The organism is Corynebacterium sp. H113 (genome assembly GCF_037572315.1).
Classification (GTDB): domain Bacteria; phylum Actinomycetota; class Actinomycetes; order Mycobacteriales; family Mycobacteriaceae; genus Corynebacterium.
Genome location: NZ_JBBHKZ010000002.1, coordinates 832979 through 849075, shown reverse-complemented (window position 1 = coordinate 849075; position 16097 = coordinate 832979). Strand labels below are relative to the sequence as shown.

The 16097-nt window shown below is 57.3% G+C and carries 15 protein-coding genes; 3 read left to right on the top strand and 12 right to left on the bottom strand.

The genetic code is table 11. The features are described from left to right. Positions 1-51 precede the first annotated feature (51 nt). Positions 52-996, top strand: a complete 945-nt coding sequence (gene truB / locus WG938_RS05015; protein WP_339978140.1) for a tRNA pseudouridine(55) synthase TruB — start codon at positions 52-54, stop codon at positions 994-996. On the opposite strand, the gene WG938_RS05010 is transcribed toward truB, so the two are convergent. The 8 genes from WG938_RS05010 to rimP form a co-directional block, all read right to left on the bottom strand. After that, positions 977-1729 (bottom strand): 4'-phosphopantetheinyl transferase family protein, encoded by a 753-nt coding sequence (locus tag WG938_RS05010; RefSeq protein WP_339978139.1) that lies wholly within the window; start codon positions 1727-1729, stop codon positions 977-979. The genes truB and WG938_RS05010 overlap by 20 nt on opposite strands. Beyond that, positions 1726-3090, bottom strand: a complete 1365-nt coding sequence (locus WG938_RS05005) for an MATE family efflux transporter (protein ID WP_339978138.1) — start codon at positions 3088-3090, stop codon at positions 1726-1728. Before WG938_RS05005 ends, WG938_RS05010 begins: the two co-directional genes overlap by 4 nt. Continuing rightward, complete coding sequence (locus WG938_RS05000; RefSeq protein WP_339978137.1) at positions 3083-4165, bottom strand: DHH family phosphoesterase; 1083 nt, start codon at positions 4163-4165, stop codon at positions 3083-3085. The genes WG938_RS05005 and WG938_RS05000 overlap by 8 nt, the downstream gene beginning before the upstream one ends. 3 nt (positions 4166-4168) lie before the next feature. Further along, the gene (rbfA, locus tag WG938_RS04995) at positions 4169-4615 is read right to left on the bottom strand and encodes a 30S ribosome-binding factor RbfA (RefSeq protein ID WP_339978136.1); all 447 of its coding nucleotides are present in this window, start codon (positions 4613-4615) and stop codon (positions 4169-4171) included. Positions 4616-4900: 285 nt separating this feature from the next. Next, a complete protein-coding gene (infB, locus tag WG938_RS04990; protein ID WP_339978135.1) occupies positions 4901-7867 on the bottom strand; it encodes a translation initiation factor IF-2 in 2967 nt (988 codons plus the stop codon). 118 nt (positions 7868-7985) lie between these two features. Beyond that, entirely contained in the window at positions 7986-8333 is a 348-nt protein-coding gene (locus tag WG938_RS04985) for a YlxR family protein (RefSeq protein WP_339978134.1), read from the bottom strand. Between the two features lie 183 nt (positions 8334-8516). After that, complete coding sequence (nusA, locus tag WG938_RS04980) at positions 8517-9503, bottom strand: transcription termination factor NusA (RefSeq protein ID WP_339978133.1); 987 nt, start codon at positions 9501-9503, stop codon at positions 8517-8519. 3 nt (positions 9504-9506) lie between these two features. Further along, positions 9507-10073 carry a ribosome maturation factor RimP gene (gene rimP, locus WG938_RS04975; RefSeq protein WP_339978132.1) on the bottom strand — a complete coding sequence of 189 codons (567 nt, stop codon included), beginning with the start codon at positions 10071-10073 and terminating at the stop codon, positions 9507-9509. Between the two features lie 98 nt (positions 10074-10171). On the opposite strand from rimP, the gene WG938_RS04970 reads away from it, so the two are divergent. Beyond that, the gene (locus WG938_RS04970; RefSeq protein WP_339978131.1) at positions 10172-11242 is read left to right on the top strand and encodes a DUF4439 domain-containing protein; all 1071 of its coding nucleotides are present in this window, start codon (positions 10172-10174) and stop codon (positions 11240-11242) included. A gap of 44 nt (positions 11243-11286) precedes the next feature. Here the strand turns inward: WG938_RS04970 and WG938_RS04965 are convergent, their stop codons facing one another. After that, positions 11287-13062, bottom strand: coding sequence for a proline--tRNA ligase (locus WG938_RS04965; RefSeq protein WP_339978130.1), 1776 nt, complete (start codon positions 13060-13062; stop codon positions 11287-11289). A 25-nt stretch (positions 13063-13087) separates the two neighbouring features. Further along, positions 13088-13915, bottom strand: coding sequence for an Fpg/Nei family DNA glycosylase (locus tag WG938_RS04960; RefSeq protein ID WP_339978129.1), 828 nt, complete (start codon positions 13913-13915; stop codon positions 13088-13090). Between the two features lie 62 nt (positions 13916-13977). Here WG938_RS04960 and WG938_RS04955 point away from each other — a divergent pair, with 62 nt between their 5' ends. Continuing rightward, entirely contained in the window at positions 13978-14712 is a 735-nt protein-coding gene (locus WG938_RS04955) for a YaaA family protein (protein WP_339978127.1), read from the top strand. A 43-nt stretch (positions 14713-14755) separates the two neighbouring features. On the opposite strand, the gene WG938_RS04950 is transcribed toward WG938_RS04955, so the two are convergent. Continuing rightward, positions 14756-14977: a hypothetical protein gene (locus WG938_RS04950; protein WP_339978125.1), complete on the bottom strand. Its 222-nt coding sequence runs from the start codon at positions 14975-14977 to the stop codon at positions 14756-14758. After that, positions 14967-16094 (bottom strand): uroporphyrinogen-III C-methyltransferase, encoded by a 1128-nt coding sequence (gene cobA / locus WG938_RS04945; protein WP_339978124.1) that lies wholly within the window; start codon positions 16092-16094, stop codon positions 14967-14969. The genes WG938_RS04950 and cobA overlap by 11 nt, the downstream gene beginning before the upstream one ends. Positions 16095-16097 lie beyond the last annotated feature (3 nt).

Genomic DNA, 16097 nt, shown 5'->3' with positions numbered 1-16097 from the left:
ACCGACATCTATTCGCTCCCACGACATGGGCTGGGCATAGGATGGGCTGTTATGACAGAAAATAAGGCACCTGCCGACGCACCTGCCGTGGACCCACTTGCTGATTCCGGTGTTGTCATCGTGGATAAACCTGCGGGAATGACGAGCCACGATGTCGTCGGCAAGCTTCGCCGGGTGTTTAAGACTCGTCGTGTTGGACATTCGGGCACCTTGGATCCGATGGCAACGGGTGTCCTCGTCATCGGTGTGAATCGCGGTACCCGTTTCCTGCCTCATGTGCATGCAGATTCAAAGTCGTACGACGCGACCATTCGACTCGGCGCTGCAACTCTCACCGATGATATGGAAGGTGAAGTTCTCTCTACTGCCGACACTTCACACGTGACTGATGAAGCCATTCATACCGAGGTGGCTGCTCTGACCGGCGACATTATGCAGCGTCCAGCATCAGTATCGGCAGTCAAGATCGACGGTGTTCGTGCTCACGAACGTATTCGTCGTGGTGAAACTGTTGTGCTTCCCGAGCGTCCCGTCACGGTTTCGCGTTTCGACGTACTGGATATCCGCCGCCACACCGATGACGCCGGTAACCATCTCGACATTGATGTCAGCGTCGACTGTTCTGCTGGCACGTTCATCCGCGCGCTCGCCCGGGACCTAGGTGCTGCGCTAGGTGTTGGCGGTCACCTCATTGCGTTACGACGAACCGCCGCAGGCACCTTCACCATTGCTGACGCACAAACACTGGAGTCACTGCAGGAAGCAACACATCCGCGCATGTCATTGAGCCTCGATGAGGCGTGCGTGCGCTGCTTCCCTACCCGAGATATCACTGAGGAGCAGGGACGCGACTTAGCTCTCGGCAAATGGCTTGAGCCGATTGGTTTAGCAGGTGTCCATGCTGCACTAATGCCGAATGGTCAGGTGCCGGCCTTGATTACAGAGTCTGGAAAGCGTGCGAAGACGGTGTTCGTCGTCAGGCCATCGACCCTGTAGCTGCGGGAATGATCGCCGCCGTTGCCACATAGCCATACCCCACGCGCCACACTCCCCGAATGGTGCTCAAGTGTTCAGCAGGAATGCTGCTGGTGTCAGGAATACTGCGGAGCACTCGCGCAGTAAAGGTATGCCCCGCTTCGATTCGAAGATCTACTTCGTCGAAACCTAGCCACTCATGTGTGAGTGGAAACCACGCTTTATAAATCGACTCTTTAGCACTAAATAGCACTACGTCAAGGCTGTGCGAGTCCACACATGACACACCAAGTGCTTGAGCGTCTGGAGTCTGACACGACAACGCATGCAAATGCCGACGTTCGCTGTCGCTCGCGACCTCTTTTAATGTGCTCGGTGGCATCGTGCGCGCTGATTCGACATCGATACCAACGGACGCGATGTTGCTGCTCAGCGCCGTCGCAGCAGCAACCCAGCCATCCGTATGGGTGATCGAACCGACGATATTCGCTGGCCACAGTGGCTCCCGCGTCGCGCCCCGCAGAATCGGCGCCTGCGCGTCTACCGGCATGCCCGTCAACGATTCCATCGCGGCATGCGCACACCATCGCCCATCTGCGAAATCCTGCATTCGCTTTGCGACGGAGCCCTCGACCAGCACAGCTTCTTCAGGGAATTGCAACCCGTGATGACAGGCAAACCGGCCGCCTTCTTCCACAACTGCAATCGGCAGTCCAGTGGTAGCGATCATGGGGCCGACAAGTGCTTGCTTCACGATCCCTGCTCCTGTTCCGAAGGGGCTGCAACGTCTTTGTGCCATGAATTACCACGGTATCGAGCGACAACGAATACGAGGCGAATAAACAGAAACGCCAGCAGACCGCACCAAATACCGGTCAGCCCCCAATCGAAGAAATAGGTCGCCCAGACTGGTGGCAAGAATCCGAAAACCACTGCCGTCACTGTTGCGTTGCGCAAGAAAGCAGCATCACCTGCTCCTAAAAGGACACCGTCGAGGGCAAACACGATGCCGCCAATGGGAATCATCGCTACTAGCAGCCACCAGGGACCACTAATGATGGCATCCTGCACGGATGGATCTGCAGAGAACAATGCCGGGATGATGGCAAATCCAGCTGCGAAAACAACTGCAAAGAACAGTGCGAATGCAGTTGACCAGGCAACGACTCGTCGTGAAGTCCAGCGAGCAATGGCAATCGAACCGAAGCCGAGTGCTGCGCCGACCAGGGTCTGAGCGGCGATGGCGAGTGAGTCGAGAAGAAGGCTCAGGAGGTTCCACAACTGCAGCAAAATCTGGTGACCGCCGAGAGCTTGCTCACTGATCCGTCCCGCAACCGCAGCTGCCGACAAAAATGCGACCTGGAATGCAAGTGAGCGAACAATGAGATCACGCCCTAGGACCAATTGCTCCTTGATGATGCGGGAATCTGGGCCTAGCGGAATCTCGTGGTGCCGAGTGTGTTTCACTAACTCACGCAGAAACAACGCAGCCGTAATGGTTTCTCCCGCAACTGTGGCAACAGCTGATCCGATCAGCCCCAACCACGCCACGAGCGGAACGATAGTAAGCGCTGCTGGGCCAAGACCACACAGTACGAAAATCAGTGGGCGGCGAGTATCTTGCAAACCTCGCAACCAACCATTGCCAGCCTGAGTTAACAGCGTCAATGGGATACCGATGGAGGCTATCGACAACCACCGCGCCGCATCAGTGGCGACACTGCCAAGTGGAGTAAGCCAACTTGTAAAGACTCCAGCAAAAGTGGCGACAATGGCCATCAAAACCATGCCGACGAAAGCCGCCACCCAGGTCGCTTGTAAACCTTCTCGGACCACACCTGGAGTATCGCCACGACCGAAAGCGCGGGATGCTCGCGCAGTTGTTCCATAGGCCAGAAATGTCAACTGAGTCGTCACCATCGCGAAAATGGTCGAGCCAGCTGCTAGCGCAGCCAATTCGGTAGCACCCAAACGCCCGATGACAGCAGTATCCAACAGCAAGTACAGCGGAGGTGCGGCAAGCACGCCAAGCGCTGGAAGAGCTAGCGACAGAATCGTGCGAGCCGTGACATTGAACTGTGACGCAGAAACCTCCGTGTCGTCGCGACTAAGCATTCGGTTCAGTACCGCTCAATGCACCATCGTCCTCGAGAGACACAGTCGCGGCGGCAAGTTCGGAGGTTGCCAGCAGCTCGGCGAGGATGTCCTCTCGCGAACCACGGAAACTGTAGCCAGCCGCACGCACGTGACCACCACCTCCGAGTGCTGCCGCAACTAATGAAACGTCGACCTTTGCGATCGAACGCAGCGAGACTGACCAGTAGCCAGGCTCGTACTCCTTGAAGACTGCAGCGACATCCCCGCCGGAGGTCGTTCGAACAATATCGATGACAGCATCAACTTCATCGTGACCGACCGTTTCCTGATCTTCGTACGACACCGTCGCATAGACCAGACCAGCACCTTCGCCCCAACCAACGTCCTGGCCTGCCGTGGCCATCACGCGACCGAGGAATGGCAGAAACTCAAATGGGTGATTATCAAGCAGCTGCGCACCGATCGTGCGTGGGTCCAGGCCCTTGTCCAGCAATCGCGCAGCAGCAGAGTGCATACGTGACCGTCCAAACTGGAAGGACGCCGTGTCCGTCAACAGACCGGCGTACAGCGCGTGTGCCATGTCTCGGTTCAGTTTAATTCCCCAGACTTCGAAGAAATCAAGGAGAACCATCGTTGATGACTCACTTTGACAATCAACCATATTGATAGTGCCGTAGCGAGAATTCGAATCATGGTGATCGACCACGATAAGGCGGTCTGACGCCATCATTCGGCCACGAAGCGCACCTAATCGCTCCGGGCTCGCGCAGTCCACCGAAATCCAGGTGTCAACGTCGGCCGGGATCTCCTGATAAGGGACGAAGCTGTCCCATCCCGGAATAGTCAGCAGTGACTTCGCCGGAAGGCCAGGTTCGCCATACGACGCCACCGCTGGAATTCCGCGTTGTGCCAAAGCCATCACCATTGCCGAAGCAGCTCCGATGGCATCGGCATCCGGGTGCACATGGCACACAACCGCTACTTTCTTTGCGGTTGCCAGCATGTCCTGGGTTTGCTGAATCGGAGCCGACATACGCCGGCTGATTGCCTGTGACAATTGATATGCGGCGCGGTCTGCAATAGCGTCGTTCATCAGCTAGCCCTCCTCAGGGTCGTCGCTGTGAATATACGGATCCTCACCGCCAGCAGGCTTTGCGTTCGCTGCCTGCTTAGCCAACTCCGCATCGCGCTGGCGAGTCTTTGCCAACAGTTCCTCCATATGGGCCGATGCTGCCGGAACCGTATCCACCTTGAAGTTCAACGTCGGAGTGTAACGAACTCCCGTGCCACGCCCCACCATCGAACGCAGCTGGCCACGAGCACGATTGAGCGCTTCCTCCGCCATCTCCCAATCAGGTTCTTCATCAATCGTGCGACCACGAACCGTGTAGTACACAGTTGCGTCGTGAAGGTCGCCCGTAACACGGCAATCAGTAATAGTTACTAACTCCAAGCGGTGATCCTTGATTTCCCGTTCAATGCCGCTAGCGACGATCTCGAGAATTCGCTTTGCCAAACGGCCAGCTCGTGCTTGATCTGCCATGCCGGATCAACTCCTCATTCACAATTCACAGATGTAAGTGCTGTGTTCAACTCTAAATTAACTGTTTCTATAAACGGGCACCGACATCGTGTGTTAGTGCCCGTGATGCCGACCCATGATACAGAACCGGACTACACCGTCAGGTGTAAGTGTGGGTCGCAGGGTTCGTCGACAAGCGCCTGTCCCCTAATAGCCCAGGCACGAGAAAAGCTCCGGCCCCGGCTCTGCCTCACGTGGCTGCAGAACTAGGACTGGAGCTTTTTACTCACCAATAGCAGGTGCCTGCTAGGTGCGTGGTACCTCGACCATCTCGTATGCCTCGATGATGTCGTCTACCTGGATGTCTGGGTAAGACAGGACCATACCGCACTCGTAACCAGCGGAAACCTCGGTTGCATCGTCCTTCTCACGACGGAGAGATTCGATGGTTGCGGAATCCGTGATCACGTTGCCGTCGCGTACCAGGCGAACCTTGGCATTGCGACGAACCTTGCCCGAGTCGACCATACAACCGGCGATGAGACCCACTGCGGAGGACTTGAACAGTGCGCGAATTTCTGCGCGACCCAGGTCCTTCTCTTCGTAGATTGGCTTCAGCATGCCCTTCATGGCTGCTTCCACTTCTTCGATAGCACGGTAGATAACCGTGTAGTAGCGAATCTCGACGCCTTCAGCGTTGGCGTACTCGGTGGCCTTGCCCTCTGCACGGACGTTGAAGCCAATGATGACTGCATCCGATGCGGCTGCCAGCGACACGTTGGTCTGAGTTACCGCACCAACACCGCGGTCGATGATGTTCAGCTGAACCTCGTCGTCGACCTCGATCTTGAGCAGCGCCTCTTCCAGTGCTTCGACAGTACCGGCGTTGTCGCCCTTGAGGATGAGGTTGAGGGTATTGGTTTCCTTCAGGATCTCATCCAGCGTCTCCAGGGAGACACGCTTACGGTTGCGCGCCTGCAGAGCGTTACGACGACGAGCGTCACGACGATCCGCAATCTGGCGTGCAGTGCGGTCTTCGTCAACGACGAGCAGGTTGTCACCAGCACCTGGTACCGAGGTCAAACCAAGGACCTGTACCGGGCGAGATGGGCCAGCTTCTGCAACGTCATTGCCGTGCTCATCGACCATACGACGGACGCGACCGTAGGCATCGCCGACAACAATCGAGTCACCGACGCGGAGGGTACCGCGCTGCACGATGACCGTTGCCACTGGGCCACGACCTCGGTCGAGGTGAGCTTCAATGGCAATACCCTGTGCGTCCATATCTGGGTTCGCACGGAGATCAAGCGAAGCATCTGCAGTGAGCAATACAGCTTCCAGCAATGCATCGATGTTCGTGCCCTGCTTCGCAGAGATGTCGACGAACATGGTGTCGCCGCCCCACTCTTCGTCAGTCAAGCCGTATTCAGTGAGCTGACCACGGATCTTCTGCGGATCTGCAGATTCCTTATCGATCTTGTTCACTGCAACCACGATTGGCACATCTGCTGCCTTCGCGTGGTTAATTGCTTCGACGGTCTGTGGCATGACGCCGTCGTCAGCAGCAACGACCAAGATTGCGATGTCGGTTGCCTGAGCACCACGCGCACGCATAGCAGTAAACGCTTCGTGGCCTGGGGTATCAAGCAACGTGACCTTACGGATGTCATCATCGAAATCGACGTTGACCTGGTAAGCGCCAATGTGCTGGGTGATGCCACCGGACTCGTGTCCACCGACATTTTCCTTACGGATCGTGTCGAGCAGTCGGGTCTTACCGTGGTCAACGTGACCCATGACAGTCACGACTGGAGGACGGATAACGAGGTCTTCATCAACGCCCTCGTCTTCACCGAACTGCAAGTCGAACGACTCAAGCAGCTCACGGTCTTCGTCTTCTGGGGAGACAACCTCAACCTTGTAATCCATTTCGTCGCCCAGCAGCTGCAGGGTTTCGTCGGATACAGAAGCGGTTGCGGTCACCATTTCGCCGAGGTTAAACAAAGCCTGTACCAGTGCTGCTGCGTCAGCGTTGATCTTCTCAGCGAAGTCAGACAGAGAAGCACCACGTGCGAGGCGAATGCTCTGGCCCTTGCCGTTTGGCAGCTTGACGCCACCAACGACGGATGGAGCCTGCATTGCCTCGTACTCGTTGCGCTTCTGACGCTTCGACTTACGACCACGACGTGGTGCACCACCTGGACGGCCGAATGCGCCAGCGGTACCGCCACGGCGACCGCCGCGACCACCGCGTGGACCGCCACCTGGACCACCTGGACCACCCTGGCCACCTGGACCACCAGAGCGACCGCCACGGCCACCACGGCCACCGGCAGCCTGAGCTGGCATCTGGCCGGGGCTTGGATGCGACGGCATCATCGATGGAGATGGACGATTACCGCCACCGCCTCCGCCACCTGGCTTAGGACCTGGACGGCCGCCACCTTGTGGGCGCTGACCGCCCTGACGTGGGCCACCTGGGCGTGGACCTCCCTTGCCTGCACCCTGCGGACGTGGGCCACCTGGGCGACCGCCACCAGGCTTAGGACCTGGACGGTTGCCACCCTGTGGGCGTGGCATGTTCGACGGGCGTGGACCTGGTCGACCGCCACCGCTGTTGCCGGTGGAGAAAGGATTGTTGGCTACCCGTGGTGCACGAGCACCTGGCTTTGGACCTGGCTTTGGACCTGGTCGGTTGCCACTTTTAGCGCCCTGTGGGCGTGGTGCTGGCTGACCTGGAGCCGGCTTATTGGTACGTGGTACACCTGGCTTCGACTGACCAGGCTTTGCGCCACCGTCGTTGAAAGTTGGCTTCGGGGTTGGCTTTGCAGGCTCACCTGGCTTAGGCAAGCTACCTGGCTTTGCTTCCCGTGCTGCAGGCTTCGCCGCCGGGGCTGGCTTTGCCTCCACTGGGGCGCCTGGCTTCGGCAACGATGGAGCCTTTGGCGCTGCTGCTGCCGGCTTTGGAGCTGGCTTTGCTGGCGCCTTCGGACCTGGCTTTGCGCCAGGCTTCGCTGCGGAACTAGCTGCAGGCTTTGCCGCTGGCTTAGCTGCAGGCTTCGCACCTGGCTTTGCGGTCTTCGCAGTTGGGGCATCAGACTGACCACCCTTTGCTGCATAGACTCGCTTCATCTTTGCGACGACTGGTGGTTCCACCGTCGACGACGCGGTCTTTACGAACTCGCCTTGCTCTTTGAGCTCAGCTAGGAGTTCCTTGCTGGTGACCCCGAGCTGCTTTGCGAGCTCATGGACACGGAGCTTTCCGGACACTACTCTCCTCACTTTTGGAGTCGAGCAGTGCCGAATACGCGTGTACTACGCGCATCGGGATAGCTGTCGACTCCCGTTAATTCTTGCCGTTCATCGCTGATGCTTCATCGTGTGCTCATCAGTGTTCAGGTCTTTCTTTTGTCATTGTCCTGTTCCCACATATCTGTGAATCCTGGCGCTGAACTCCATCGGGAGATTCAGCAAGGTTGCGCAAATATTGGAGAACCGGGTTCGCATCTACACCAGTAGACACCTTGAGTGCGCGGCCGAATGCACGACGCTTGTCTGCCACTTCCCACGATTGCGTGGTCGGCGTAATCCAAGCACCGCGTCCAGGCATTCTGCGCCGTGGATCGGGCACAACGGTTAGCTTGCCTTCTTCGTCGCGGTGAGCGACGAGGCGAAGCAGTTCCCTTTCGGGCTTTCGTTGCCGAGTGGCGATACAGGTGCGTTCACGTACATTCATGACTGCCGGAGCTAATTGCCGAGCACATGCCATACGCGCGCCACACCCACCTTTCACCACTACGTTTATTCGGGCCGTCTCATAGTGTAACCCGAAACGACCCGCAAATTACAACCGCGTATAGAGTTTCTTATCACTTTTGCTACTTTTCGACGGCCGTCGTGAAGCAGCGTGGCAGCGAAACTATTCTGCGTCGGAGTGGATATCGATGCGCCAGCCGGTCAGGCGTGCAGCAAGACGAGCGTTCTGCCCTTCGCGACCAATAGCCAGCGACAACTGGTAGTCCGGAACGACGACGTGCGCGCGACGTTCTTCCTCATCGAGGACTTTGACGCTGACGACCTTGGCAGGGGCGAGAGCGTTACCAACGAACTTCGCTGGGTCTTCGTCATAGTCGATGATGTCGATCTTTTCACCGCAGAGTTCATCCATGATGGTGTTGACGCGCTGGCCACGCGGACCGATACACGCGCCCTTCGCATTAAGCCCCTTCACGGTCGGGCGCACTGCTACCTTCGTGCGGTGGCCTGCTTCACGGGCGATCGACACCAGCTCGACTGCTTCATCGGCAACTTCTGGTACTTCCAGCTCAAATAGGCGACGTACCAACTCTGGGTGAGTACGCGACAGGTTGATCTGCACGCCACGTGGAGTCTTATTCACACCCACGACGTAGCACTTCACACGATTTCCGTGCTCGAGCTTTTCCCCTGGAATCTGTTCGGCTGGCAACAGAATGCCGTCACGGCCGTGCGCCTCTGAGCCAATATGAATGATGGCCATGCCTTTCTCGTTGGCATGGACATCACGCTGCACAACGCCGGAAATGACCTGGTTAGTCAAGTCTGCGTATTCGTCGAGAACCTTATCGCTTTCGGCATCGCGAAGGCGCTGGAGAATGGTCTGGCGAACTGGGTACGCGGCGATACGCTCAAAGTTCTCAGGCGTGTCGTCCCACTCAGCAATGAGGTTGCCCTCTTCATCGCGTTCCTGGGCGAACACAGTGACATCGCCGGTTTCTTGGTCGATGTTGACACGCGCGAAACGCGCTGGAGAATCCGACTTCGCGTACGTTTCTCGAAGTGATCGAGCCAGCAGTCCAATCATTTCTCCGACGGGAATACCTCGCTCCTTTTGCAAGGTGCGTAGTGCGGCGAGCTCAATCTTCACTTGTTAATCCTCCAGCCGAGAAACGGCATCATCAAATTCTAGACCCGAAAGCTCAGCTTCAGCTTCGGGAACATCAGAGAACTCAACTTGTACCACTGCTTGGCCTACAGTTTCCAATTCGAGAACCGACAGATGCGCTTTCTTCCTGCCCTTAGTGCCCGAAGTTGTCACCAAAATCACGCTATCGTCAGAGTCGTTCAGCGCACCGATTCGCCCAACAATCTGAGCGCCATCCGCCAAGCGCACCTGCACCAATCGGTTCCGATTGCGCTTCCAATGACGTGGAGCCGTCAACGGAGCATCGATGCCTGGTGTAGACACCTCCAAGGTGTACTCCTGCGTCCCGAAATCAGCGTCACCTCGAGCCTCCGCAGCATCAAAAGCCTGCGAGATCTCTCGAGTGACCTCTTCAATGGTGTCCAAATTTGGTCGCACGTCGCCGTCGACAAGCACAATTACTTGGGACTTACGTCCTGCTCGAACCACCTTGACACCTTCAATGTCAAGGTTGAGAGACGCTACAACTGGGGCGAGGATGGACTCGAGGATTTCTGCAGACGGGATAGCCATGCCTGAAAGTTTAGCCACGAAGAGCTTTCCACAAGAATCCGACGTTTCCGGGTGAGCCAACGGGTGCAGTCCGGGCGGATCGTGGCACGATAGAGTGCGTGATTTCTCGTCGTGTATTTCTTGCCGGTTCAGCGGTCTCTCTAGGAGGGGCCGCGTTCGCGTTGTCGGGGTGTGACGTCGTCAAAGGTCCACAAGCAGACGCAACGCTCGAGGCGCACTGGGCGCTGGCAATCCGAGATATCGAGATGTTGTCCGGCACTACTAGCGAGCTCGATCCCAACGGTCAGTACGCGGAAGCGATCACGGCAGCACTGCACGCACGCAGTGAGCACGAAGGCGTCCTCAGCACTGAGATCCGGCGAGTGTGTGGCACGTATGACGATGGCAGCGTTGATGAGGAGTGCATCGCAAAGCCTGCGCCTGCAGCTAAACCAGCACCAACAGCCGACGCTTCGCCCGCCTCAACGGCGACATCCGCGGCCACATCTGCGACGGCCACATCTTCCCCAGCGAGTTCCACCGCAGCGCAGCCAGCGGACTCTACCCTGGCGATGCTACTGAGTGATTCTCGCTCGTCAGCGTCCCTGCTGGATTCCCTCGCGAAGAAGAAGTCACTGAGCGAGGACTACGAGACCCTTCTCGCCGCTGCCATTGACGGTGGGCTGGTACTGGTTCTCCGCGCAATGGACGTCGACTGGGAAGATCTCGTACCTCGCACTCCCCTCGCGGCCTCTGAACTTCACGACGATCTGCCACACCTCACTACCGCGCTTACCGCTGAGTTTGCACTCATTTACGGGATGGGTGTGGCTGCGCCACGGATAACCGAAGAGTACCGCGAATCAACGGTGACCAGTGCAGATAGGCATCGTCAACTGCGCGACAACGCACTTGCCGTGTTTACCGCATGCAACGCCACTCCACCAGTTGCCGAACCCGGCTACATCGAAGTCAAATCTGCACCTCAGCCGGAAGACGATGCAGCTGGTTTCGCTGCTGCACTAGAAGGCGCTTGCGCTACGGCATGGCGTACTGCCGTCATGGAATGCAAACACCCGCAGGCGAGACTGTTCGCGCTACAGGCGGCAGGAATCTCGCAAGCGGGTGCAGAAGTTTTTGCAGGTAACCCAGAAGCGCCACTTCCGGGCATGGAGCTCGCCAACTCCTAAGCAGTTTTCCTCATGAGTCGGCGGGCTCCCAGTGGTGTACTCAGTTACGCATTCACCAAGTTGACGATGGTGTCAGCAGCACTGGTGTAATCGATTTCGGTTGTCTCGCCAGTCAGGCGGTTACGAAGCTCAACCTTGCCGTCCGCAAATCCACGACCGACGATGACCACAAACGGCATTCCCAGCAGCTCGGAGTCCTTGAACTTTACGCCCGGGCTGACCTTCGGACGATCGTCGAAAAGCACGGAGACACCGGAAGAATCCAAGCTTTCGGCGAGCTTCTCCGCTGCAGCCGCAGCTTCAGCATTCTTGTTGGCGATGACGACGTGCGCTGCGTACGGAGCTACAGCCACTGGCCACCGCAGGCCACGCTCATCAAGGTACTGCTCTGCGAGAACCGCGACCAGTCGCGATACGCCAATGCCGTAAGAACCCATCGTTGGGCGGGCGCGCTTGCCGTTGACATCGAGAATGTCGACTTCAAACGCGTCGGTGTACTTGCGACCCAGCTGGAAAATGTGCCCAATCTCGATACCACGCTCCAGAGTCAGGGTGCCCTGACCATCTGGTGCAGGGTCGCCTTCGCGAACCTCGGCAACATCAATGATGCCGGCTGGGGTGAAGTCACGGCCACAGACGAGGTCAACAACGTGCTTGTTTGCCTCATCAGCACCAGTGATCCACGCGGAACCTTCAACCACGCGAGGGTCGACATACAACGGAACCTCGTTCGCAGCGAGACCGCGAGGGCCGATGTAGCCCTTGACCAAGAATGGATTTTCAGCGAAGTCACGTTCGTCCAACGCACGAACAGTTGCTGGCTCGAAAGCAGCTTCCAAGCGCTTCTCGTCAATAGCGCGGTCACCAGGGACACCGATACCCATGATTTCTTCGGGTAGTGGGTTGCCCTTCTTGTCGACCTGCTTACGGTCCACGGCAATCATGTAGCACTTCAGGGTGTCTGCCCCCACTACTTCACGGCCAAGACCAGCAGCCTCCGAATTAGCCCATTCAACGAGGGCCTCAATCGTGGTCGCGTCAGGAGTGGTGTGCACAACCGCATCAGGCTTGTCATCGATGGCCTGCTTTTGCGGTGCTGGGATCTGTACAGCTTCCACATTCGCCGCGTAATCAGAGGCTGTGGAGCGCACAAACGTGTCTTCACCGTTCGAGCTCACTGCCAAGAACTCTTCGGAGGCAGAACCTCCCATAGCGCCGGATGTCGCTGCGCAAATCGCATATTCAATGCCCAAGCGATCAAAAATCCGTTGATAAGCGCCACGGTGCTTCAGGTAAGACTCATTCAAACCCTCGTCATCCATATCGAAGGAGTACGAATCCTTCATGATGAATTCACGACCACGCAGGATGCCAGCTCGCGGACGAGCTTCATCGCGGTACTTCGTTTGAATCTGGAACAACGTCACTGGGAAGTCCTTGTACGAGTTGTACAGATCCTTCACTGCGAGCGCGAACATCTCTTCATGCGTAGGCCCGAGCAGGTAGTCCGCTTCCTTGCGGTCCTTCAAACGGAACAAGTCATCGCCGTATTCAGTCCAGCGGTTAGACGCCTCGTACGGATCACGTGGAAGCAGGCCTGGGAAGGAAATCTCCTGTCCGCCAATGCTTTCCATCTCTTCACGCACAACAGTTTCCACGTTGCGCAGGACCTTCAAACCGAGTGGCAGCCAGGAGTAGATTCCTGGTGCGTGGCGACGGATGTATCCGGCGCGAACGAGCAACTTGTGGCTTGGTACTTCGGCATCAGCCGGGTCGTCCCGCAAGGTACGCAGGAAGAGCTGAGACATACGCGTGATCATGAATGGGATATTACCCCGCCGTCATTCACTGCTGTTGGCAGGTCGGGCACCAAAACAGATTTCGCCCTTCCATCACCATTTCTGCAATAGGCGTCTCGCATTTGTAGCACGGCTGACCGAGGCGGCGATATACGTACACTTCCCCGCCGTGGTCGTCTTTTCGTGGCGCACGGCCCATCGCTTCTGGCGTGTGTTCGGCTGCCACCGTATCGATCCGACCAGTGACAACGCCCTCTTTCATCAGCTTCGTGAGGTCAGCCCAAATCGTATCGAACTCCTCCGGCTGCACACTCTTCCCCGGCAGAAAGGGAGAGATCCCCAGCCTAAAGAGTGTCTCTGCCCGATAGATGTTACCGACACCAGCGAACAGCTTTTGATCCATCAACAGCGCGCCAATTGGGCGTGAGCTGCGGAGCACCTTTCGCTTTACCGCCTCCACTTTCCCTGCGTTTTCAGGGCTGTGCTCCCGCAGCGGGTCGGCACCTAGCTTTGCGACGGCACTCTCCATCTCCACTTCCGAGACCAGTCGGCACCATTGTGGTCCACGCAGATTGGCCGCTATTTCTTTATGCTCGATATGCAGCCGGATTTGCCCTGCTCGTGCATCAGCTGGCTCAAACTGCAACTTCCCAATTAGCCCCAAATGGATATACACAATATTGGCCGGAGCATCGACATCAAAAGAGAGGAACAAGTGTTTTCCCCATGCCTCGGCGTGGTGCAGTATCGAGCCGTCGAGACGTGCAGCTTCAGAGGCAAATCTCCCTTGCGGACTGGTCACGCGCACCCGATGACCGGCGAAGCTGTGGTTCAGCTCATGGGCAAGACGATGAATGACGTGACCTTCTGGCATAGCCCCATCGTACCTTTTGGCCAAAACTCAAAGGCATACACTATCGGTTACTATCAGTTCCCATGCTGATCGTCCTTCCACCATCCGAAACTAAAGCCGTTGGCGGAAACGGCGCACCGCTCGAATTCTCGGCGCTATCGTTTCCCACTCTCACTGCCACTAGGTCTGACATCGCTCAGGATCTGGTGCAGCTTGCCGACGATGCCGATGAGGCAATGCGCGTCTTGAAATTGGGGCCGAAGCTAGCAAGCGAGGTCGCTGCGAATGCTGAGTTGCTCACGGCTCCAACGATGCCCGCGCTTGATCGTTACACAGGAGTGTTGTTTGACGCTCTTGATGCGAAGACACTTCCCGCTCAGGCACGTGCCCAGTTGGCGGTGGGGTCCGCCCTCTTCGGAGTGGTACGAGCTGAGGACCACATTCCGCACTATCGGTTGTCCGGGACAACGAAACTTCCACGGCGAGGAGCTTCCCACGATTCGACTACGCCAACGATGCGTGCGCGCTGGGGGTCGACGATCACTGAAGCTCTCGCTGACGAGGCGTTTCTCATCGACCTTCGTTCCGGCACGTACCTCAACCTTGGGAAGGTGAAGAGTGCGGTAACGGCAACCGTCGTCACGCGGGAGGGCAAGGTAGTGTCCCATTTCAATAAGCACCACAAGGGTGTGTTAGCCCGAGAGCTGGTGCTCGCCTCGACTCCCCCAACAACTGTTGAGGATGCCGTTGAGATTGCCTGCGAGGCTGGTATGGACGCTTCGGTAGTAGACGGCCACATTCGTATCGTTGTCGATTAGCCGCCGGCTCTAACGGCCTGCCCATTCCTAGCCCGAGACGCTACTAAATGTCATCCTGGTAGCGCTTACGGGCAGCGATTGTGGCCGCGACGAGAGCGAATATCGTCGCAACAATGACTTCGACCAGCCCAGTCCCGCCCGAACCAAGCGCGAAACGCAAGATCAGCATGATGCCGAAGTAGCCAACAAGAGCGACGGCGAAGAACATCCATACCGCGCTGCGAAACTGCTCATTGTTAAAAAGGCTTAGCAGCTTATCCTTCATGGATACCGCTTTCGCGAAGTGCATCGGCAACATCATCGTCACTCAGTTTGACCACTTCTCCGATGACCAAAACCGCAGGTGGCTTGATCTCGTTGGATTCCAGAGCGTCCCCGAGATCCTTCAACTCGCAACGGACAGTCCGCTGGTTCGACGTTGTTCCCTCTTGAACAATCGCAGCTGGGGTCGACGCGCTGCGACCACCATCAAGTAATGCCTGGGCAATTTTAGGCCCGTTCTTCACTCCCATGATGACAACAATCGTGCCGGTCATTTGGGCCAATGCATCCCAGTTCACCAAGGAGTATTCGTGACCTGGTGGTACGTGGCCGGACACAATGGTGAGGTCGTGATTGACTCGACGACGCGTCACTGGAATACCGGCTGCAGCTGGTACGGAAATAGCCGAGGTAATGCCAGGAACCTCGGTTACTCGCACTCCACTTTCCCGCAAAGCTTCCAATTCTTCGAAGCCACGGCCGAAAACGTATGGGTCCCCACCTTTGAGTCGGACCACGAAAAGCCCCTGCTTGGCCCGGTCGACCAACAACTGGTTAATACGTTCCTGTGCCATTGCGCGACCATACGGGAGCTTTGCGGCATCAATGATTTCCACATCTGGTTCCAGCTCGCTGAGCAGCGACAGCGGACCCAAGTGGTCGGCAATGACGACATCGGCGACACGAAGCAGCTGTCGACCGCGAACTGTAATCAATCCCGGGTCACCAGGACCACCACCAACTAATGCAACAGTGCCCGCCAATTCGCCGGCACGCGACGCGCGACGACCCGTCACTGCCATAGGCGTAATCGGTGCTGTACCGCCTGTTTCATCATCGACAAGAATTCCAGCCCGACGCCCCTCCAACGACACTTCCCGCAACAGATTAGGGTCGCAGCAGACCAACAGCGCTTTGCCCCAACTCATGGCAGGGGTAAAAGAAGTTCGGTACAGGGAAACTCGGCCTTCGCCTGCCCACGCCTCGATGACGGTTGTTACTTCGCCACCTTCACATACTGTTACTTCAGCACCTGCATCTAGGAATCGTGGAATTACCCGCTCTGCGCTGGTAGAACCACCAATAACCAGTACACCGCACCCCTTCAGAACCAAACTCATACA